Genomic DNA, 22,557 nt, shown 5'->3' on the forward strand with positions numbered 1-22,557 from the left:
AAAACATATTTAATTTTAATGCAGCAAAGATAAAAAGTACATAAAATGAACTAGTTTATGAATGTACTTTTTATCTTTGCCCTCTCAATTAAATCTATTTTGTTTCCTCAAAAGCATATATAGCTGCGCCTAATGCTCCAGTTAATTGTGCTAATTCTGGTACTTTTATATCATGGCCTAGTTCCTTTTCCATAGCTTTAACTATTCCTTTATTTCTAGCTACTCCACCTACCATAACTACTTGATCTTCAATACCTACTCTCATGGCAAGAGTTGATACACGTCTTACTACAGAGGTATGAATTCCTGCTACAATATCTTCTTTTTTTGCATTTGCTGATAGATGAGAAATTACCTCTGATTCAGCAAACACAGTACAGGTACTACTAATTGAAACTTCCTTTGTAGATTTTTCTGATATTTCTCCTAATTTAGAAACATCCGTTTCAAGAACTCCTGCCATAACATCTAAAAATCTTCCTGTACCAGCGGCACACTTATCATTCATTATAAAATTTATAAGTTTACCCTTATTATTCAACTTCATAGCCTTAGCATCTTGTCCACCAATATCTATTATAGTCCTTGCACCTGGTATTAAAAATGCCACCCCTTTAGCATGGCAACTTAATTCACTTATTTGTTTGTCAGCATCTTTATATTGGATTCTACCATAGCCTGTAACTACGGTTTTTTCTATGTCCTTTTCTGTTAAATTAGATTTTTCTTTTAATTCTTTTATTAATTTTAGAGGTCCACTGGTTCCAGTTCCAACAGGTACTAAAACACTAGCAACTATTTCCTCTCCATCCTTTATAATAACACCCTTAGAGGTAGTAGAACCTATATCCAATCCCATTGTATACATATGTGTATCCCCCTTTTTAAGATATTTTAGTATAATAATTGTTATTCAGACTCTACAGTTGATATACCATCTTTTTTTATATATTATCTTGATCTTCTACTGATATATTGTCCTCATCTTCCTTTGATGCATCGTCATCTGTACTTTTTTCCTTTTCTATTGATATACTCTCTTTATCTCCTTTTTGCATATCATCCTGACCTTCTACTGCCACGTTTTCCTTATCTTCATTTAACGTATCATCTTCACCTTCTGATACACTGTCCTGTTCTTCCTTTAATATATCATCCTGATCTTCTATTGACACACTTTCCTTATCTTCCTCCAATGTATCATCTGCATCTTCTGGTACACTGTCCTGTTCTCCCTTTAGCACATCAACTTGATCTTCTACTGATATACTTTCCTTATTTTCCTTTAATGTATTATCTGGACCTTCTGCTGGCACGTTTTCCTCATCTTCCTCCGATATATCATCTTGGTCTTCTATTAACTCACTGTCTTCTTCCTTTAACACATCATCTTTGTCTTCCTTTGATGCAATGTCTTTATCTTTTTTGGATATATTATCTTGCTCTTCTTTTAACGCACTATCTTTTTCTTTTAACATGTCACTTTTATCTTCTACTGATGCACTGTTTTGATATTCATTTGATATATCATTTTGCTCTTCTAATAATATACTTTCCTTCTCTTTTTTAAATCTGTTGTTTTTTATTCTTCCTACAACTATACACGGAATAACTACAGCGAATATACCGATTATTCCCACATATCCATAGCCTACAACAACAATTTTAGTTAATCCAAACAGGGAAATTGCCATAGATAACACCATACAAACAAGAGAAATTAATCCTCTTCTTTTTTTAATATTTTCTGGTTTCTTAAAAACATGTTCAAATCTAGCCACTGCTCCAAAGACACATCCTATACCTGTGGATACAAAGGCTAAAAATAATACTACTGAATAAGAAAATAATAAAAACCCACTATTTAAACGTTTACATATATATAAAATCGGTATAGTTTCCTTTTGAGCTCCCGGCATCCATGCCAGTAACATTATGCAGGATAATGTTATCATCACACCGTTTAAAATAATACCTAAAGTCATTGACTTATTAATAGCTTTATCAGATTTTAAAGTGTCACTAGCACTTAGTACAATAGCAACGACGAAGGCCTGATAACCAGCATATCGAAGTCCGCTATACAAAACTGTTCCAAAGGATGAAGGTGAATATTTTGTAGAAACAAGATGTGATAAATTCCCTGAATTATTAACTATACCTACAATTACTATGATTGTTAAAAATATTAATATTAGAACGGTTATAATAGTTGAAGCTTTTCTTATTAATTCAGATCCATATATAGTTAATATATAAAAAATGCCGCCTGTGATTAATACCCCTACTAAATAATTAACACCATAATTCTCCATTAAAGAAGCGGAACCTGCTATAGATCCTCCTGTACCTAATAATACTATCATTAAATATCCTATTTCAAAAATAACAGAAAAGACTTTGTCATAGGGTTCATACATCTTTTTTGACCAACTTTTATAGTCATAGGTTCCATAGTTTTTTGCTAATATTAATGATTCTCTATAAGTTAAACCTATAATTATAACTATAACTGCAGGTAACCATATAGAATGCCAACCATATTTAACAAAAAAATTCATTGTTTGGTTACCTGTTGCAAATCCCCCTCCCACATGAGCTCCAAACCATACTGCTGCTACCTGGAAAGCAGTTAAGAATCCTACCTTAGATTTTGAATTTTCACTCATATTATTCTCCCCCATACATATTAAATTGGGCATAATTTTTATATTCTGTCCCCCTCTTAAGACAATCCTTAAATATTGAAATTTGTTTTATTTTAAAACTATCACAGCTAATAATCTCATAAGATGTGATATATCTTTAAATACTACCTTTCTAATTTTCAATTGATTTTAAAATTCCACCTGAAGATTAGAATTATCTTTATAATAACCCCCCTGATTCTAATATTTCTATATTAGAATAGGGAGGTTTATAATAAATACTATAAAATAAATAGTATGGAATACTTAATTTTATGAAATAATTTTATTTTAAACTATTTTGCTTTGTTCAAATAGCTTAGTAATACGATCATCATCATCTAATAATTCTAATAACTTAGGTACTACATCATATAGGTCTCCCACTATTCCGTAGTCTGCTACCTCAAATATTGGAGCTGATTCATTTTTATTTATAGCAACTATAATATCTGACTCTTGCATACCAGCTAAATGTTGTATAGCTCCTGAAATACCGCAAGCTATATAAACTGTTGGTTTTACAGTTGTTCCTGTTTGCCCTACTTGATGTGAATTTTCAATCCAGCCAGCATCTACAGCTGCACGGGAAGATCCAACCACTCCCCCTAATCTATCAGCTAATTGTTTCAATAATTTAAATCCATCAGGATTTCCAAGGCCAAGTCCCCCAGATACAATAAAGTTTGCATCTGTTAATGATACTAACTCTTTTTTAGATTTAACTATTTCAACTACTTCTGTTCTTATATCATCCTTAATTAAATCTGCACTTAATTTTAAGATTTCACCCTTTCTATTTTCATCCTTTACAGCTTTATCCATAACTCCTGGTCTTACTGTAGACATTTGAGGTCTATTATCAGGGCATATTATTGTAGCCATGATATTTCCCCCAAAGGCTGGACGAGTTTGTTTAAGTTTTTTATCTTCTGGATCTACTTCTAACTTAGTGCAGTCAGCTGTTAACCCAGTATCCAAATTTGATGCTATTCTAGGAGCTAAATCTCTTCCTATATGAGTTGCACCAATTAGCACAATTTCTGGTTTAATATCATTTACCGCATCAACTATAACCTTTGCATATCCGTCAGTAGTATATTTCTCTAATAATGGATCATTTGCATAATAAACTTTGTCTGCTCCAAACTTTATTAATTCATCTGCTAAATTATCAACATTATATCCAAGTAAAACTGCGCACAATTCTACTCCAATATCATTAGCTATTTTTCTACCTTCTCCTAATAACTCTATAACTACAGGAGTTATTTTTCCCTGTCTTTGTTCTGCAATTACCCAGACATTTTTATAACTACTTAAATCTTTTTTTATATCCATATTACCCTCCGATCATTTTTATATAATATGCTTTTGTTTCAAACTTACAACCAATTTTTCAACCATCTCTTCTGTTGATCCTTCTAGCATAACACCCTTACCTTTAGGTGCTGGAGTAAAGGATCTAAACACTTTAGTTGGAGAAGCCTTAAGACCTACTCCTTCTTTATCTATATCTAAATCATCTATAGTTAAAACTTTTATTTCCTTTTTATAGGCATCAAATATTTTGTCCACAGCCATATATCTAGGCTCATTAAGGGAACTTACAGCTGTTAAAAGAGCAGGTTTTTTGACCCTAATTATTTCATATCCATCCTCTAGCTGTCTTTGTACTGTTATTTTGTCCTCTTCTATTTTAAAGTCTTGTACATAAGTAACCTGTGGAATACCTAATTTTTCTGAAATTTGTGGTCCAACCTGTGCTGTATCTCCATCTATAGCTTGTCTTCCCGCGAATATAATATCATAGTTTCCGATCTTTCTAATTGCTGATGCAATAACCTTTGAAGTAGCCCAGGTATCAGAACCTGCAAAGGCTCTATCACTTACTAAATAAGCCTCATCTGCTCCCATTGCAAGGCATTCTCTTAACATAACATCTGCTTGAGGTGGCCCCATTGAAACCACTGACACAGTTACATTTTCATCTTTGTCTTTCATTTTTAAAGCTTCCTCAAGTGCATTTGCATCATCTGGATTTAATATACTTGGAACACCTTCTCTTATTAATGTTCCTGTTTTAGGATCTATCTTTACTTCTGTTGTATCTGGAACTTGCTTAACGCATACTACTATCCTCAAATTCTTAACCTCCAATTTTGTTTATTTCTCAATATATAACTATTTAAGAGCTTTTGCAGCAATAACCATTTGCTGAACTTGAGATGTACCTTCATATATAGATGTAATTCTAGCATCTCTATACATTCTTTCTATTGGATAATCTTTCATAAATCCATATCCACCATGTAATTGTAATGCTTTGTAAGCTACTTCATTTGCAATTTCTGCTGCATAATATTTAGCCATTGCAGATTCAACCCCTGGATTTATACCATTGTCTTTCTTTTCTGCGGCATCATACACAAGCCATCTTGCAGCTTGAACCTTTGTCTCCATATCTGCAATTGTAAATTGAGTATTTTGGAATTTTGCTAAAGGTCTACCAAATTGAACTCTTTCCTTAACATATTTTACAGCTTCGTCTAAAGCCCCTTGAGCTATTCCAAGAGCTTGAGCTGCTACTCCAATTCTACCCACATCAAGAGTATTTAAAGCTATCTTAAATCCTTTGCCTTCTTTTCCAATAAGATTTTCTTTAGGAACTTTTACATTTTCAAATATTAAATCCGCTGTTTCAGTTCCTCTAATTCCCATTTTATTTTCATGAGCACCTGTTGAAAATCCGTCCCACTTACTTTCAACTATAAAGGCTGAAATTCCCCTTGACCCTTTACCTTTTTCTGTCATTGCTGTTACTATAGCGAAGTCACAAATAGGTGCATTTGTAATAAATGTTTTTCTTCCATTTAAAATATAATGATCTCCCTCTAAAACTGCTGTAGTTTGGCCAGCACCAGCATCAGATCCTGCTCCTGGTTCTGTAAGTCCAAAAGATCCAATATATTCACCTTTAGCAAGAGGCTTTAAATATTTTTCTTTTTGCTCATCTGTTCCAAAATTAAGTAAAGGTAATGCTACCAATGATGCTCCTGCTGTTATAAAAGTTCCAGTAGATGCGCATCTTTTACTGATTTCTTCCATTATTATGCAGTATGATACATAGTCTGCTCCAGCTCCACCATATTCCTTAGGTATTACTGGACTTATGAATTTATATTGTGCAAGTTTTTGTAATAACTCTTTAGGTAATTTCCCTTCAGTATCAACTTCTTCTGGAATATCTTTTAATTCCCTATCTACAAAATCCCTTACGGATTTTCTTAAAAGTTCATGCTCTTTTTTAAATAACATACTTTCCTCCTTTTAAATTTAAACCTTCAATAAAATGTAGTGATTTTTCATTTTAATCTTGTAAAATATTTATTTATAAACCCATATACTGTTTTAAAAATTTCATATTAATTCTTCTAATATGTCTTTTCTTTTAGCTAATCTATAATAAAAGAACTTCACATATTAAAACTTTTAGTGAAAAATCACTACATAATTTATAAAAGGAAATTTAATTATTTTTATATAAAATATTTTTATCTTATAATCTATAAGCCTAATACTCCCCATAAAGTTATCCATATGCCTAAATAAGCATTTATCCCATGACTGCCTGCTCTAATACTTTCTTCTTTTTTAAAGTGGGAATAAAGAGTAGTTACGTCCCTGGATAACCATTTCCTAAGCTTTAGTAGGAGTAAAAACTCCCTCTTAAGCTTAGAAATCAGCTTATTAAATCTAAATAAATAATAATTTTCTAGCCTTTATCAAAATTTAAAATTCTAACTTAGTATGAAATTATGTCTATAATATTTCTGAGAAGGTTTGAATTCTTGTTCTTATTTGTTCAACACTCTTGTTTTGTTGGTCTACTTCTATCATAGTTGTAGGGATGTCTTCTTTTTCAATATCCTTTTTAACAATTGGATAGTCATATTCTTCTGGGTCACAGAATTTCATCATTGCAAATACTACACCATCTATTTCTTTAGCTTTAGCTTCCTTTGCAATCATTGAACCTCTAATCTTTTTAGGATCATATGCCAAAGAACATCCTTCAATATTTGACCATTGTCTTGCTAATCTATCTAATGCATTTTTTCCTTCTGGTACGTCTGTTCTAAACTGTCTACTTTCCTGAGCTAAATCATCTGCTACTATTCTTAATTTATTTTCTTCAAAAACATCAAGCATTTCTTTTGAATCTAGAAGTATTCCAGTGACTAATACCTTTTTACCATCATATTTTTCTTCTGGCAGCATAGCTAATAGCTCATTTAATTCTTTTACTATTTTTGTATGTTCATCTTTTCTCATAAAAAATCCACTTTTAATAACAAAATTTCTTTGGTAGTTATTTATTGTATTAGGATGTTTAGCCGCTTCATCTACAAAAGATCTCATCACTTTTCTATGTTCATTGTATATCTCTATACTATTTTGCATTTCTTCTTCAGTTATTTCTTTTCCTCTTATTTCCTCTATTTTTGCTTTTACATGTTTATATTCTTCAACTAAATACTCTACGCCAGCTTCTAATTTTCTATTTTGAGGATGAACTAATGCAATATATGGAATATCTTTAATAGCAAATTTCCAATTTTGTCCCATACAGTTTAATGTATCGCACATTCCGGGAATAATAACAGCTGATAATCCCTCATATATCCCTTTTAAGCCAAATTCCATACAGGATTGCATTATGGAACAACAAAATGCTGGATAATATTGTTTAGCTAAATTAGCTTCAACATCGCCTCCCCAGATACCTATTGGAAGCATATCTGCTGCATATACTATTTCCTCTGGAGTATATACTGGGAAACATCCTATTACTTTATTCCCTGTTCTTTCTTTATAATCTGAAACAACTTTTTTAGGGTTCTTAACAATTCCCTCTAATTTAGATAAAATATTTTTTATATTATCCATTATTTGTTTCCTCCTTTCTTTCTTTCTTCCATAACTTCTACTAGGCCTTGAAGTCTTGTTTCAAACTGAGCCTTACTGAAGTTTCTTGGATCTGCTTGGTCTCCATCGAAGCCTGCATATGGTATACCTGTTTCTTCAAAAACTTTTCTTTCCATTTCATATTGAATGAAGCTCATTAATTTACAGCTTCTATTCATGTGATAGAATGCTCCATCACAATTTCCATCTATTAAGGAATCTATTCTGTATTTACACATTGTTTCTAAGTTAACATTGTTAAACATAGTACTGTAAGCTTTAGCCATTCCGTCTAAATCGTTTACTTCATACTGCAGAGCCCAAGCATGAGGGTAAACACTTCCAGTCATGTTAACACCATAACCTGCTAAAGTTCTCATCTTATAGCCTATATATGGCCAGCATGGAATTCCTTCCATCATAATTCTATATTTTTCTTCTCCTCTAAAGGAAGTTGCTTTATTTTTAATATTATCTTCTAATTCAGAAATCAATAATTTGAAAGCTTCTGTAGTTTCTTTTTTGCCTCTATAACATACGATAACAGCCATATAAGTAAATAAGTCAAATCCATTCATTGGTGATGGGAAAGATCCTGATGGTAAACTCATAGAATATTTCCAAAGCTTACCGTTTTCAGCGGAGATTTTCATAACTTCTTCAAACTTCTTAGGATCAAATTTCTTTCCAGAAATTTTTTCAAGTTGTTTTATAGCCTCTTCAAATTGAGCTCTAAGGTATTTAATTCTATTTTCTGTTACCTCATCTTCATTATTAAATGTAGTATCAATCATTATTAGTGGTATATCTAATTCCTTTGCAATGTTTTCATACCATTTAATAACTTGATTACAAATATTATTACAGCAGCATATAAAGTCAGGCTTTGGCATGTTTAAGTTTTCTGATCCACCTTTTTCTAGAAGTCCAAAATTTGTTCTTGCATATGCACATAAATCAATTGAATATCCAGCACTTTCTGCAGCCTCACAAAGTGATAAGGACTCTTTCTTAGCTGCAACCCCAGCGGCTTGGTTTTCTGGATATAATACGTCTAAACCAAAAGTTTCTACTAATTCCTGTGGGAATACAGAAGTTGACCAACCAACCGGTTTTCCCTCTTCTTTTGCCTTCCAAGCATCCGCATAAGATTTAGCTAATATACCATTAATCATTTTTGCTGCATTCTTTTTGACCTCTTTCTTATCAGCCATTTATATTCCTCCCCTTTCTCGATCTAAGTTTTTATACCCTCCATCTAAAAACTTACATTAATTTATTTTATTGCATTCTCTTTTCTCATTTCTTCTATTTCTTCTTTACTGTATCCTAATGATGTCAAAATTGCCTCAGTATCTTCACCAATCTTTGGTGCAGCTTTATATGGTCTCATTCCAGCTTCGCTAAATTTAACAGGAGAATTAACTAATACACCAGTATTTCCACTGTCATATGTGGTCTTGAATAAATAGTCGTTTGCCCATGCTTGCTCGTCTTCTAATATATCTTCACAATATTGTAATTTTTCATATGGTAAGTCAGCCTTATCTAATAAATCTGCCCATTCCTTTAAATCTTTTTTAATAAATTCTCCTTCTAATACTCCAACAAAAGTTTCAACATGTTTTACTACTTCAGATTGTTTGTTAAATCTTGAGTCTTCTATTAGGTCAGGTCTATTTATTACTTCCTTACAGAATTTAGGGAACCATGCATCATATTTAAGCAATGCTAATTGTATCCATCTATCATCTTTGCATCTATAAGTTGTTGCTAATGGATTATTTGGAGTTCTTCTTGATAATGGCATTTTATTTCCGTATTGAGCTGTAGTAATCATTAATCCCATACCAAATATAGCTGTGTGATATAAACTTACTGTAACTCTGTCACCTTTTCCAGTTAATGTCTTTCTGTGAAGTGCTGCTAATATACCAGCTGCTAAACTCATGCCTGCATAATGATCACCAAAACCTGCATTGGTATTAGCTGGTGATGTTCCTTTTTCCATTAAAGATGTGCTTACAGCTCCTCTTGCAAAATATGCAGTATAGTCAAATCCAGGCTTATCCTTAAGTGGCCCTTTTTCTCCATATCCTAATATATGTGCATGTATTAATGAAGGATATTTATCCTTTAATTGATCATAGGATAATCCACTTCTTTGTAATGCCTTTTCTCTTACATTTGTAACAAAAACATCTGCATCTTTAAGTAATTTTCCTAATACCTCTTTACCTTTTTCACTTCTAGTATTTATTGCAACGCCTCTTTTATTTCCGTTTTCAAGTTCAAACATAGGATTTTCATCATCTCTTGCTGGTGAATTATATACTCCACCTACAACTCTTATATTATCTCCTTGAATTGGTTCTATTTTAATTACATCAGCTCCCCAATCAGCTAATAATTTTGAACAACTTGGAGCTGCTACAAAGCTTGATAATTCAACTACTTTTACACCTTCTAAAGCTAATCCCTCTTTTGTCATTTTAACATTCCTCCTTAAATATTAAACTTTACTATATTGAAATGGCTAAGTTTGCCTTACTTTTAAAAGGTAAACTTGTACCAAATTCAGCTAAATAATAAACTTGTACCAAAATTCATTAAATATAAGGCAAATTTAATTAAATAATTTAAAAGTAAACTTGTACTAAATCCAATTAAATAACTAAGGTTAAAATGATTTATTCTGTTGATTAAATAAAATCTTTTCTGTTAATGTTGAAAAAATAGTTAAAAAATTAACAATTTTACTCATTATTTTTTCATTTTTGATACTGATTTCTATTAAATCAGCCTACTTTATAAGGGTTAAAATTGATTTTTTATATATTTTAAATTTTATTTGTACCTACTATACTATTATTCAAGTATTTTCAAATTATGCTTATTTATGATTGTTAAAAAAAGTACAATTTTTCTTAAAAATTTTTATATATAGTAATTTATATTTATTAAAATTTCTTTTAGTACCATTCTTAAGAAATTTATTATATTCTTATTAAAAAAATCTATATAGTTTTATACTTCTTTTATATAGTGTCTAAATATCTAAAAAATGATTATTATAAATCTATATATTTTTGATCTTTTATTAATCTATATCCTAGCTATAACCTCCAATCTTTCAAGCCTTAAGGCTATAGCTAAGATTTAGCTTCCTTACATTTAGATATATATGTGAGAAGTATTTTAAAAATTACATTAAATAAATAATTCTGGTTCTTTCCTATATTTAAAATTATTTTCTAGTTCCTGTTTATGTTTTAAGTAGCCACTATCATCAAAATATTTTGCCTTAACAGGACATTTTTTAATACAGGCACAACATTTTATACAAATCCCATTTAATTTAGTTACATCTTCAAAATCAATAGATCCCATAGGGCAAAGATTCACACAAAGCTTGCAATTTATACAATTATTATTTGTTTTCGGTTTAACTTTTCTTATATCAATAGGATTTTCCTTTTCATCCCTTGGCATATAATATTTTCTATAAGGCATATTTCCCTTTACAAATACATTTTCCATTTGCTTTTCATCTATAATCTTTTTATATACTTCATCAGCAAAGAACCTTACTACATCCATATCTTTTTCATCTGGTCTATTTTTAGCAAGGCTATTAGAAAAAGAATGTTCCCCTATAAATGCAGCTCCTCCAATAACATTAAAGCCATCTGATTCTAGTATGTCCTTTAGTTCTATTAATGCATCATCATAATTCCTGTTTCCATATACCACTACCGCTATGGCCAGTGCACCATTACCAATAATAGTTTTTAAGTACTTTAAAAGTACATTAGGAACTCTTCCTGCATAAACGGGAACTCCTACTATAACAATATCCTCTTTTGAAAAAGGCACTACTTTTTCTCTTACCTTTGGTAATGTAAAATCAACATTATTTATCTTTTCTTTTACCTTAAAATCTTCTGAAAGTTTTTCTGCTATACCATATACTATTTTTTTAGTTGTATCCGTAGCACTAAAATACATTGTATTTATACTTTTATTCATCAAGTTTTTTCCCTCCTATAGGTGTATCCAAATATTTTATGTTATAAAAGGTATTACAAATATATTACATATGTATAATTATATATGAAATTGAATACAGCCTTATATATTTTTAGTAATATATTATTTATAAATTAGATAATATATTACTAAAATCTAAAAAACAACATACCTAAAAATAAAGTAGATTTAATTTTAATATAGCAAAGATAAAAAAATGCACGTAGTAAACTATATGAATAAGCTTTAGTAGTTCTTAATATGGAGAAGTTAAAAATTTTTGTAATTCCTCACAGGACGTGAGGAGCCAGTGGTGAAACCAAGGACGGTGCCTCCACTGGGTAGAAAATTTTTAACGAAGCCATATTTAGAACTTCTTAGCAAAATGAGTTGGTTTATGAGTGTATTTTTTATCTTTGCAGTGTTAACATTGGATCTATTTTCATAGGACTTCTTTTTAAATTTCAGTTATTTTTTGTATTATTTACATATTAATCATTTTGTGGCATATTATATATTGTAACATTTTAACTGTTTTAGATATATTTATAAATAAGGATTGGTGATGAAATGGATTTAATTAAGCACTATGGTTCAATTATAAAAAAGAACATAGATACTCCATCACGTACCCGTGCTCTTTTAAAAACAGGATATACTCTTAATTACAAATTTATGGACAAGTTTCCTAACCATCAATTCCCTTCATCCCTACAATATCTTGAAAAAATATGCATGAAATTTATATTAGAACCTCTTAAACATCCAGAACGGTCTGCAATGGTTAATTTATTTGCTCCTTGTGAATTTTTGCATGCTCTAGACATCTATCCCATGTTTGTTGAAGGGATTTCTTCTTATTTATCGGGAACAAAATGTGAAGATGGCTTTATAGATTACGCAGAAAAAATGAATATTCCAGAAACCCTTTGTAGTTATCACAAAACCTTTATAGGAGCTGTTGAATCAAAGCTACTTCCCAAACCACGGTTTGCAGTTACAACTACTATGGCCTGTGATGCTAATATAAATACCTTTAGACATGTTTCAAATTGTCTTGATATTGAATTGTACATCATTGACATTCCTTATGAATATTCAAAGGATGGAGAGGAATATGTAGCCTCTCAATTATATGAAATGGTGGAAATGATTCAGGATATAATGAATGTTAAATTAGATGAAAATAAATTAAAGACAGTAATTCATAATGAAAATCTTTCGAGAACATATCAGTTGAAATATATGAAAGAGCTTTCTTATAGGTACTTTCCAAACACATTAACCCTTGAAATGTATAAGCTTTTTACTTCCCACGTAGCTATGGGTAGAATAGAAACTTTACAATTTTATAAAAAAATCTATGAAGATATTCTTACTTATGATAAAGGTGAATGCAAAAAATTCTTGTGGGTTCATTTACTGCCTTTTTATCAAGAAACTCTAAAAAAATACTTTAACAATAATAAAGAAATTCAATTATTAGGCTGCGATTTATCCTTTGATTATTTAGCAGAGTTGGATATAAAAAATCCTTATAATTCAATAGCAAAAAAGCTCATACTAAATCATTTTAATGGGCCTCAGTTAAGAAGGGCTGAAAATATATTGAATGCAGCAAAAACTCTTAATGCAGATGCAGTAATAAATTTTTGTCACTGGGGTTGTAAGCAATCCAATGGAGGAGCCATGCTACTTAAAAAAGTTATGGAGAAAAATAATATTCCTTATCTATCTATAGATGGAGATGGGGTGGATAGGCGAAATTCTCAGGATGGTCAGCTTCGTACCAGATTGGAAGCATTTTTTGAAATTTTAGAAAATAATAAAGGAGGTATCTAACTATGATTGCATATACTTGTAAATATACCCCCCTTTCTATACTTGAAGCTTTTGATGAGGTTCCCATAAAAATAAATCCTATAGCATATACCTTTGATAGAGCTGATGTACTTATGCACCCAAATATGTGTACATATTGTAAGTCCTTACTTGAAAATCTTATTGATTATAATAGTGATCAGTTACTATTAATGAACTGCTGTGACAGTATGAGAAGATTATATGATGTTTTAAAATCTCAATCAAAGATGAAATATGTATATATGATGGACTTACCTCATAAAAACAACTGTTGTTCACGTATTTTGCTTAAAGAATCCTTTATGAAATTCATAGATAGTTATGAAAAGTTTAGTGGAAAAAACTTCAATGTTGAAAAATTTAAACTATCTATTCAAAAACATATTGTTACTGATGATACCTGTGAAAATAATTTTAATAGCAGGATTGCTCTTTTAGGTGGTAGATGTGATGAATCCCTTGTAAACATGATAGAAAGTTGTACTGAATCATCAGTATTAAACCTTACCTGTACAGGGGAAAATTTTATATGGGACAAAGTACCTAATTTATCTTCTATAGATGATCTTATTTTATGGTATGCTGGAGCTATTTTGTCTCAAACTCCTTGCATGAGAATGTCTGATATTTCCTACAGAAACAAACTTATTCTTTCTAATAATATATCAGGAATTATTTATAACACAGTAAAATTCTGTGATTATTATTCCTTTGAATATGCATCAATTAAGAAGAAACTTAATATTCCCATATTAAAGATTGAAACTGATTATACTAATCAAAGTAGGGGACAACTTACTACTAGAATAGAGGCCTTCATTGAAAGGTTGTTTAAAGGAAAAACAAACTGTGAAACCTTCTCCCGCTTAGAGGATAACTGCTATGTAGCAGGTATCGATAGTGGATCAACTTCTACAAATGTAGTGATTCTAGATAAGGATAAAAACATAATCAGCTACTCCATAGTAAGCACTGGTGCTAAAAGTATTCATGGTGCAAATGCTGCACTGGAGGTTGCCTTAGAAAAGGCTCATCTTTCAAGGGATGACATTAAATACATTGTTTCCACTGGTTATGGTAGAATAAATATTCCTTTTGCTAATGAAAATATTACTGAAATAACCTGTCACGGCATTGCAGCTCATCATTTAAATCCTAACATTAGAACAGTTATGGATATTGGTGGCCAAGACAGTAAAGTTATAAGATTAGACGAAAAAGGAAATATTAAAGACTTTGCAATGAACGACAAATGCGCTGCAGGTACAGGCCGATTTCTTGACATGATGGCTACAACTCTCCAAATAAGCATTGATGAAATGAGTAAGGAAGGACTTAATTGGAAGGAAAAACTTAAAATAACCAATATGTGTACTGTATTTGCAGAATCTGAAGTGGTGTCCCTTATAGCTGAAAACAAGGAAAAGTGTGATATAATTCATGGACTTAATGATTCCATAGCTTCAAAAATGCTATCATTATTAAATAGAGTAGGAAAAGAGGGCTCTTATATGATGACTGGAGGTGTAGCAAAAAATCTAGGAGTAGTAAAAGCCTTGGAAACAAAACTAAACAGCAAAATCTTTATATGTGAAGAGCCTCAAATATGTGGAGCTCTTGGGGCTGCCTTAATAGCCCTTAAAAAGTATGAAGAGGCTTTCTCAAAATAAAATATATTTAATTTTAAATATAGCAAAGATAAAAGATGAATTTAATAAACGGAACCAATCGGTTTATTAATATATTTTTTATCTTTGCTTTTTTAAAATTAAATCTCTTTGATACACCCCTTCTTACAATTTACTTTGAACTTAATTTCTCATTTTTTAGTTACATTCTATTATTTTTAAAGTAATTTTATAAAATTCTAATATTATATTGTTTTGTCTATACTTTTAAAATCATAAAGTATTTGGTAAAAATTTCACATTCCCATTTATAATAAGAATCCTATAGTTTCTGTGCAATAGTATTTAATTCTTCAGACATAGATGTTATTTCCTCTATACCTGCTGTAATTTGCTGTGAAGCTGCTGCCTGTTCTTGACTTGAAACTAATGAGCTTTGGCTTTTTTTACTTACGTCCTCTACCTTTATCTTAATGTTATCTGTTAACTCTTTAATTCTTGGTACTGTACTTTTAGATTGCTCAGACAACCTTCTTATTTCCTGTGCAACTACACCAAACCCTTTACCGGCCTCTCCAGCTCTAGCAGCTTCAATAGCTGCGTTTAATCCAAGCATCTTTGTTTCATCAGCTATTGCCTTTATGAAGGAAGATATTTCATTAATTTCCTCTGATACAGTTATTATTTTGTCTATCTCTTGATTTAAATCCTGTTCATTAGTATGTATTTGTGATGCAGATGCTGCTAACTGTTCAATAGTAGCAGAGAGCTCTGAAAGATTGTCTTCAAGATTATTAGACATAGTTCTCAATTTGTCTGCAACTTCCTGTGGCATAATTATGCAGAAAGAGCCTACAACTTTGTTTCCATTTTCCTCGTCAAATAATGGATATCCTGATAAAGTTACAGGAACTCCATATTCTAAAGTTTTTACTTGTTCTAACTGTGGTTTTCCTGTTTTTATTACTTTACTTGCTATAAAATCCTCCTTAAGCTTATCTCCAGATTGTATAGTTGGAACATCAAATTTTTCTGATGACTGTATATCTACAATTTTATTTAAATCCGTTGTAAATAAGAACGCCCCTTCTGGGAACATTTGCCCTAGCATTGGAGCAAAACTTCCAAAAGATTTACCGATAGGATGTAATTTTGGCACTGCCATAGCAAAGGCTCCAACCACATTATCTTCCTCATCTACAATTGGAATTGAAGTAATAGTTAATCTTATTCCATAAGCAGAACGGTCAATATTTTGAGATAAAACTTTTCTTTGACGCATTGCAACAAGAGTAGTACTATCACTACCCAATTTATTTCCTACACTAAGTAATTTAATATTAAGTGAATCAGAGGATTTTACCCATACTATAGTATCCTCTTCCATTATTCCAAATATAATTCCTCCTGGAACTGTATTTGCCTGCACTTCAGCTAATACCTTTAAACTTTCCAATTCATTTACTGAAATCATAATACGTCCTCCCTATATTAAAATGTTCATTACAAACACATAAAGTATTAAATAGCTTATTTTTCATTATATTTATATACTTTAATAATAAAAAATATCTTTCCCCAGTGATAATGATACTAATCTGTCACCTCTCTTTTTTTTATATTTTGTTTGTATATTTTACACAATTCTACATAACATTAGTTATTCCTTCCTAATATTAGAGTGCTATCTATATATTATAGGGATTAATAGGGACAATTTACGTCCTTTATTTACTTTTATTTACAAACCAAATAATATATTGCTTAATTACAAAAAAGAATGTCTCAAAATAAGATCAGCTTTAATTTTAAAACCGTAAATATAAATAAATACATTCATAAAGCAATTCATTTTGCTAAGCAGTTCTAAATTTGACTCCATTAAAAATTTTTTACCCAGTAGAGGCAACCTCCTCTGGCTTCACTACTGGCTCCTCACGTCCTGTGAGGAATTACAAAAATTTTTAATTCCGTCGAATTAAGAACTGCTAAAGCTTATTCATATGTTTATTACATGTATTATTTTTATTTACTATATTAAAATTAAAGCTATTTTGAGACACTCTCTTTTCATTTAAAATATTTATATACTTACCTTTGAGCTTAATCTATTGAGCTTAATCTATGTTTATCTTCCATTGGTTTATTATTATCTGAATCCCATTGCTTTGCCTACATAAGTGGTTTAATCCTTATTTTTTACAGATATAAATATACTTATTTTGGTTCCTATATTAACTCTACTTTTGATTTCTATTCTGCCTTTATGCTCTTTTATAATCCATTTTGCTATAGAAAGCCCTAAACCACTGCCTCCTTTATCTTTTGTTCTAGCCTTATCAACTCTATAAAATCTATCAAAAATATAAGGTATATCTTCCTTAGGGATTCCTGAACCTGTATCCTCAACTATAATAACAACTTTATTTTTATTTATATGTGATCCAATAGTTATTTGCCCATTTTCCGGTGTAAATTTCAAACTATTATCTATAAATATTCGTAAAGCTTGCTTTAACAATTTATAATCTGCAAAAACTAAAATATTATCATTACTTTCATTAATAATATTATGACTTGAATTTATTAACCTAGTTTCTCGTACAATTTCATCCAATAATTTATTTATATAAAACTCTTCTTTATGAATCTTCTGAGTTTTTTTATCAGCCCTTGCTAAGAATAATAATTTTTCAACTAGATCCTTCATATTTTCTGACTCATCTTTAATAGCGGTAACGGCTTCTTCTAAGACTTCTTTATCATCTTTACCCCATCTATAGAGCATATTTGCATATCCCTGAATAACTGCAATCGGGGTTCTAAGTTCATGGGAAGCATCTGATACAAAACGATTTTGATTTTCATAGGACTCCTCAATTCTATCAAACATATCATTAACGGTTTGCGTAAGTTCTCTTAATTCATCATGGAAACCTTTCACATTAAGACGAGTATCTAAATTTTGTACATTTATCTTTTTTATTGTATAATTCATTTCATTTATAGGATCAACAACTTTTTTACCTATACGAGAACCAAATTTTATAATTATAATTATAATGAAAATATCAAGAACCCCTAGAATGATAAAATATAAATGAAAATATTGATTTTCCTTTTGTAAATCACTTATAACTTGTATATAATATATTTCATTTTTTAATTCAAAACTTTTATTTAAAATTAATCTTTCTATATTATCATTTCCTGTTATAAGATATGGTAAATCCTTTTTAAAATTCCTATAATATTCTTTCATATTTTTATTGGTTGAGTAAATAATGCTTTTATCATTTTCCAAAATATTAATAGATACATTACCTTTTTTAGCAACACTATCTATTAATTCCTTTGGGACTTTTGGAACATCTTTTATATTATTTGATACTATTTCTGCATACATATTTAAGTTATTCTTAGCCTCTTTTATTAAAAAGGACCTAAAACCAAACAAAACTGTATATGTAAATAAAAATAGCAATATTGATATTATAAGTGTATACATAAAATTCAACTTAAAAGTAATAGAGAATCTTAATCTTATTTTAAATTTATTTAATAAAGCTTTAATAATTCTTGGAATTACTATTATTATTTTTTTTATAATTATATAAATATATTTAAAAATATCTCTAATAACCTTTATAAAACTCAGCTTCTTATTCATCTTTTAAAAGGTATCCCACTCCTCTAATTGTATATATAAATCTTTCACTATACTTATTATCAATTTTTGTTCTTAAATATCTTACATAAACATCCACCACATTAGTGTCCCCAAAATAGTCAAATCCCCATACTTTATCCAATATTTGTTCTCTATTTAAAGCAATGTTTTTATTTTCCATAAAGAATTTTAATAAATCGAACTCAGTCTTTGTAAGATCTATAATTTGTTGATTATAGGATACAATATGTTTATCTAAATCTAATTCTAATCCTTTTATAGAAATAGTATTAGAATGTTTTACTTCTAATTTTTTTCTCTTCAATGCTACTCTTATTCTAGCTAAGAGTTCTTCTATAGCAAAAGGTTTAGTAATATAATCATCAGCACCTGTATCTAATCCCATTACAATATCTGTGGTTTCGTCCTTAGCTGTTAACATTATTATTGGTATATCTGATATTTGACGTATCCTTCTACAAACTTCCATACCATTTAATTTAGGAAGCATTATATCTAATAATATTAGGTCACACTTTTCATTTAAAGCTTTATCTAATCCTTCTCTACCGTCATATGCTTGCTCTATTTCATACCCCTCATATTGTAATTCTAGCTGAAGGAAACGAGAAATTTTAACTTCATCTTCTACTATAAGAATTCTTTCCTTATCCTGTTTATCCATTTTAATTCCTCCAAAAATTATTCCACTTAATCTAAAAAACTATTTATATAAATTATACCTTAATGAATAGCTTTAAGTACTTGTTTTTAGCTAATATATTTTTATTATACAAAATATTCTTTAACTTGTATAAATATATATACAATAAAAAAAGCTACCTGAAAATATATTTAGTTTTAATATAGTAAATATATTTTTTCAGACAACTCTTTTTACTCTTATAGAATAATTCTTAAATTTAAACCACAGTTTATTTAAAATTTATTTAATTATACACTTCTTTTTCTTCTGATAAATCATCAACTATATCATTAACTTTAGTTGATACTTTATTTAAAATATCATTAACCTTTGAGTCTTCTCCTGAATTTTTTTCTATTCTAATAGTATGCTTTGTTACTAAAGCAATTATAGTAGCCGCTATTGTAACTGGAAATGCTAAAGCAGCACATAATATAACCACATTAACTGGTACTTTTAATACAGTTTCTTCTTTTTTTCTGACTACAACTTTAGTTTTATTGCCTTTTCTAATTAACATCTTAATTTTATTAAAAAATTTACTCTCACAGCAAAAATCCTCATTGACCTTTTTATTCTTTTCAAGATATACTAAAGCTTCTATAATATCACCATCAAATTTTTCTAATACCTCTTTTGCTTCTTCATAGCTTACATTTGCTCTCTTTCTTAATAAGTCTATTTGTTCTAAAGACACCTTCATTATAAAACCCCTCCATTTTTATTATATATGTTTAAGAAACTGCATCTAACTAATAATTTCTTATACTTTATGTTCTTATTATATATAGTGAAAATTAGAGGGACTTTAATAAAAGATTAGAATTTGATTAGAAAATATACCTATATATACATAAATTGCTTATCTTGTTCCTTACTCTAAAAACATTTTAAACGCTAATATACTTAAGCTCCCACAATATGAGAGCTTAAGTATATTATTATTTTAATTATTTAATTATTTTAATACGTTCTTCTAATGGATTATATTGTTTTTCATCTGGATTTACTACTGGTTTTCCAAAAGGCATTTGAGCTATAAGCTTCCAGTTGTTTGGTATATCCCATTCTTTTTTTACATCTTCTTCAATAAGTTCATTATAATGTTGCAATGAAGCTCCAAAACCTTCTATTTCTAATGATGTCCAGATAACAAATTGATGCATTGCACTAGATTGTTGAGACCATATTGGGAAATTATCTTTGTATAGAGCGAATTGTTTCTGAAGATCTTCTACTACACTCATATCTTCAAAATATAAAATTGTTCCATAACCACTAGCAAAAGAGTTTATTTTTTCTTCAGTGCTTCCAAATTTATCTTCAGGTACTATCTTTCTCAAAGCTTCTTTTGTAATACTCCATAGTTTATCATGTTTATCCCCTAATAATAGTACAATTCTTGCACTTTGAGAATTAAAAGCAGAAGGTGTATGCTTTACTGCATGCTCAATAACTTCCTTAATTCTATCATCTGAAACTACTGCTTCCTTACTAATTCCATAAAATGTACGTCTCTTTTCTATTGCTTCATAAAAATCTTTTTTCATTATTGATTCCTCCAATTTTATATATGATTTTGATTTCATCATTAAAAGGTAATTATATTTAATATGATATCTTATATTATAATATCCAAAACCGTTATTTATATTTTCTAATTTTATTATTTGTACAAAACTATGTACTCTATTCTTAAATTTAAGTTATAAATAATAATATACATTTCTTTATCAGTTGGTTACTATTTGTAATTAACTTTGATCATATTATTTCATATATTTTCTTATTAGTCAATAATTATTTTTAATTAATTATTATTATCCATCCTATCTTCAATTTCTTTTAATAAATAAAGTTACAATTTCCATACCAATTTTTCTTGCCATTGATTAGTAATTCCCCCTCCCAATTGACTACAAGGGCTTCTACTGCTAAATGCATGCTGGATACAATATAAAAGACTATCTCAAAATTTAAATTAAGATAGTCTTTTATATTATCAATTCATATTATTAATTGATTCTACTTTATTGATTGGGAACTCTTTCATAAGGGGAGCATTTAAATCTTCATTAAATAAATGAACAGCTGAAATTTGGCAATTTTCATAAGTATAATAATAATATGTAGCTGATTCACTACACATTGCAGAAGTATATAATGTATAATCACAAGCATTATCAGATTTTAAAACTGTTCCTTTAGGAATTTCACAATTAGACAATATATGAAATATACCATTTATTCCTTCAATCTCATTATCAATATCCACAATATTATTTTTTAAATAAACTGCCCTAACAAAGCGAGAGGGTGGAGTAAAATCTCCTGGTAATCCAAAAGTTCCAGACCCTTGGCTAAAAGCACATAACTCTAAACCATTCCATGTAACATTATCAAATTGTTTAGCTCTCACTCCAATATATTGACGTAAATTACTTAAATGCCATTCAAAATTAGGACTATTTGTCATAACACCAATTGGATTATCAAATACCTCTAATCCCCTATATGTTCTTTCTATCACTATACTTTTACCAGATTTATCAGATAAAATCCAATGCAAGGGTGGAGCAAAATTTAATATAGACAATACTTTATTAATAATTACTACATTTTTCAATGATTTTTTTACTTCCTCTAAATTTTTAAATTGAGATAGTGCCCATAATACAAAATCATAACAAGCTATATTTTCTTTATTTTCAATATTTTCCTCCTCATACTTTGCAAATCCAGGGAAATAAAGAGTAGCACAGGTTAAACCTTTTTCATTCACACCATCAGCAAAAACGGGATGGTTGTCTGTTACTACAGACATACCAATAAAAGCATATTTTGTACTTTTAACATTTTTATCTGTTACATTAGTCCATTTAAATTTTCTAGGAATTAAACGAACAGATTCATCAAACTTCACTGAGAAGTCCATTGTACGTCCAAACAAATTTTTACTATCCTTTGTTTTTAGAATTACACTAGTGCACATAAATTAAACACGTC

The 22,557-nt window shown here is 29.6% G+C and carries 17 protein-coding genes; 2 read left to right on the plus strand and 15 right to left on the minus strand.

The annotated features are described in order from the left end of the window. Positions 1 to 94 precede the first annotated feature (94 nt). From hadI to ACYUEW_RS11105, 9 genes are all read right to left on the minus strand, one after another. Positions 95 to 868, minus strand: a complete 774-nt coding sequence (gene hadI, locus ACYUEW_RS11065; RefSeq protein WP_003493879.1) for a 2-hydroxyisocaproyl-CoA dehydratase activator HadI — start codon at positions 866 to 868, stop codon at positions 95 to 97. 76 nt (positions 869 to 944) lie between these two features. After that, positions 945 to 2,669 carry a YkvI family membrane protein gene (locus ACYUEW_RS11070; RefSeq protein WP_460276764.1) on the minus strand — a complete coding sequence of 575 codons (1,725 nt, stop codon included), beginning with the start codon at positions 2,667 to 2,669 and terminating at the stop codon, positions 945 to 947. A 309-nt stretch (positions 2,670 to 2,978) separates the two neighbouring features. Then, complete coding sequence (locus ACYUEW_RS11075; protein WP_257412449.1) at positions 2,979 to 4,028, minus strand: electron transfer flavoprotein subunit alpha/FixB family protein; 1,050 nt, start codon at positions 4,026 to 4,028, stop codon at positions 2,979 to 2,981. Positions 4,029 to 4,046: 18 nt separating this feature from the next. Then, entirely contained in the window at positions 4,047 to 4,832 is a 786-nt protein-coding gene (gene etfB, locus ACYUEW_RS11080; RefSeq protein ID WP_061326530.1) for an electron transfer flavoprotein subunit beta, read from the minus strand. Between the two features lie 39 nt (positions 4,833 to 4,871). After that, positions 4,872 to 6,005: a putative isocaproyl-CoA dehydrogenase AcdB gene (gene acdB / locus ACYUEW_RS11085; RefSeq protein ID WP_003485205.1), complete on the minus strand. Its 1,134-nt coding sequence runs from the start codon at positions 6,003 to 6,005 to the stop codon at positions 4,872 to 4,874. Between the two features lie 504 nt (positions 6,006 to 6,509). Beyond that, positions 6,510 to 7,637 carry a (R)-2-hydroxyisocaproyl-CoA dehydratase subunit beta gene (hadC, locus tag ACYUEW_RS11090; RefSeq protein WP_460276765.1) on the minus strand — a complete coding sequence of 376 codons (1,128 nt, stop codon included), beginning with the start codon at positions 7,635 to 7,637 and terminating at the stop codon, positions 6,510 to 6,512. After that, positions 7,637 to 8,869 carry a (R)-2-hydroxyisocaproyl-CoA dehydratase subunit alpha gene (gene hadB / locus ACYUEW_RS11095; RefSeq protein ID WP_003485202.1) on the minus strand — a complete coding sequence of 411 codons (1,233 nt, stop codon included), beginning with the start codon at positions 8,867 to 8,869 and terminating at the stop codon, positions 7,637 to 7,639. The genes hadC and hadB overlap by 1 nt, the downstream gene beginning before the upstream one ends. Positions 8,870 to 8,931: 62 nt before the next feature. Then, a complete protein-coding gene (locus tag ACYUEW_RS11100; protein WP_003485199.1) occupies positions 8,932 to 10,146 on the minus strand; it encodes a CaiB/BaiF CoA transferase family protein in 1,215 nt (404 codons plus the stop codon). A 719-nt stretch (positions 10,147 to 10,865) separates the two neighbouring features. Further along, on the minus strand, positions 10,866 to 11,687 hold the full coding sequence (locus tag ACYUEW_RS11105) for an EFR1 family ferrodoxin (protein ID WP_460276766.1): 822 nt from the start codon (positions 11,685 to 11,687) through the stop codon (positions 10,866 to 10,868). A 567-nt stretch (positions 11,688 to 12,254) separates the two neighbouring features. Between ACYUEW_RS11105 and ACYUEW_RS11110 the strand changes: the two genes are divergently transcribed. Then, the gene (locus ACYUEW_RS11110; RefSeq protein WP_061326526.1) at positions 12,255 to 13,526 is read left to right on the plus strand and encodes a 2-hydroxyacyl-CoA dehydratase subunit D; all 1,272 of its coding nucleotides are present in this window, start codon (positions 12,255 to 12,257) and stop codon (positions 13,524 to 13,526) included. A gap of 2 nt (positions 13,527 to 13,528) precedes the next feature. Next, entirely contained in the window at positions 13,529 to 15,217 is a 1,689-nt protein-coding gene (locus ACYUEW_RS11115) for an acyl-CoA dehydratase activase (RefSeq protein WP_460276767.1), read from the plus strand. A gap of 280 nt (positions 15,218 to 15,497) precedes the next feature. On the opposite strand, the gene ACYUEW_RS11120 is transcribed toward ACYUEW_RS11115, so the two are convergent. The 6 genes from ACYUEW_RS11120 to bsh all read right to left on the minus strand — a co-directional run bounded on the left by ACYUEW_RS11120 (position 15,498) and on the right by bsh (position 22,543). Then, positions 15,498 to 16,649, minus strand: coding sequence for a methyl-accepting chemotaxis protein (locus ACYUEW_RS11120; RefSeq protein WP_460276768.1), 1,152 nt, complete (start codon positions 16,647 to 16,649; stop codon positions 15,498 to 15,500). Between the two features lie 711 nt (positions 16,650 to 17,360). After that, entirely contained in the window at positions 17,361 to 18,581 is a 1,221-nt protein-coding gene (locus ACYUEW_RS11125; protein ID WP_460276769.1) for a sensor histidine kinase, read from the minus strand. A gap of 256 nt (positions 18,582 to 18,837) precedes the next feature. Then, a complete protein-coding gene (locus tag ACYUEW_RS11130; protein ID WP_265203465.1) occupies positions 18,838 to 19,530 on the minus strand; it encodes a response regulator transcription factor in 693 nt (230 codons plus the stop codon). Positions 19,531 to 19,795: 265 nt separating this feature from the next. Next, positions 19,796 to 20,254, minus strand: a complete 459-nt coding sequence (locus tag ACYUEW_RS11135; RefSeq protein ID WP_460276770.1) for a DUF4342 domain-containing protein — start codon at positions 20,252 to 20,254, stop codon at positions 19,796 to 19,798. A 247-nt stretch (positions 20,255 to 20,501) separates the two neighbouring features. Next, positions 20,502 to 21,101 (minus strand): nitroreductase family protein, encoded by a 600-nt coding sequence (locus ACYUEW_RS11140; protein ID WP_043032085.1) that lies wholly within the window; start codon positions 21,099 to 21,101, stop codon positions 20,502 to 20,504. 452 nt (positions 21,102 to 21,553) lie between these two features. Next, positions 21,554 to 22,543, minus strand: a complete 990-nt coding sequence (gene bsh, locus ACYUEW_RS11145) for a choloylglycine hydrolase (RefSeq protein WP_265202387.1) — start codon at positions 22,541 to 22,543, stop codon at positions 21,554 to 21,556. Positions 22,544 to 22,557: the final 14 nt, after the last annotated feature.

The organism is Clostridium sp. CTA-1, assembly GCF_054768215.1.

Bases quoted from the DNA above. Each gene is read 5' to 3' on its own strand.
- ACYUEW_RS11115 (WP_460276767.1), top strand. From the start codon at position 13,529: ATGATTGCATATACTTGTAAATATACCCCCCTTTCTATACTTGAAGCT.
- acdB (WP_003485205.1), bottom strand. From the start codon at position 6,005: ATGTTATTTAAAAAAGAGCATGAACTTTTAAGAAAATCCGTAAGGGAT.
- ACYUEW_RS11110 (WP_061326526.1), top strand. From the start codon at position 12,255: ATGGATTTAATTAAGCACTATGGTTCAATTATAAAAAAGAACATAGAT.
- hadB (WP_003485202.1), bottom strand. From the start codon at position 8,869: ATGGCTGATAAGAAAGAGGTCAAAAAGAATGCAGCAAAAATGATTAAT.
- hadC (WP_460276765.1), bottom strand. From the start codon at position 7,637: ATGGATAATATAAAAAATATTTTATCTAAATTAGAGGGAATTGTTAAG.
- ACYUEW_RS11140 (WP_043032085.1), bottom strand. From the start codon at position 21,101: ATGAAAAAAGATTTTTATGAAGCAATAGAAAAGAGACGTACATTTTAT.
- hadI (WP_003493879.1), bottom strand. From the start codon at position 868: ATGTATACAATGGGATTGGATATAGGTTCTACTACCTCTAAGGGTGTT.
- ACYUEW_RS11120 (WP_460276768.1), bottom strand. From the start codon at position 16,649: ATGATTTCAGTAAATGAATTGGAAAGTTTAAAGGTATTAGCTGAAGTG.
- bsh (WP_265202387.1), bottom strand. From the start codon at position 22,543: ATGTGCACTAGTGTAATTCTAAAAACAAAGGATAGTAAAAATTTGTTT.
- ACYUEW_RS11070 (WP_460276764.1), bottom strand. From the start codon at position 2,669: ATGAGTGAAAATTCAAAATCTAAGGTAGGATTCTTAACTGCTTTCCAG.
- ACYUEW_RS11135 (WP_460276770.1), bottom strand. From the start codon at position 20,254: ATGAAGGTGTCTTTAGAACAAATAGACTTATTAAGAAAGAGAGCAAAT.
- ACYUEW_RS11125 (WP_460276769.1), bottom strand. From the start codon at position 18,581: ATGTATGCAGAAATAGTATCAAATAATATAAAAGATGTTCCAAAAGTC.
- ACYUEW_RS11100 (WP_003485199.1), bottom strand. From the start codon at position 10,146: ATGACAAAAGAGGGATTAGCTTTAGAAGGTGTAAAAGTAGTTGAATTA.
- ACYUEW_RS11075 (WP_257412449.1), bottom strand. From the start codon at position 4,028: ATGGATATAAAAAAAGATTTAAGTAGTTATAAAAATGTCTGGGTAATT.
- ACYUEW_RS11130 (WP_265203465.1), bottom strand. From the start codon at position 19,530: ATGGATAAACAGGATAAGGAAAGAATTCTTATAGTAGAAGATGAAGTT.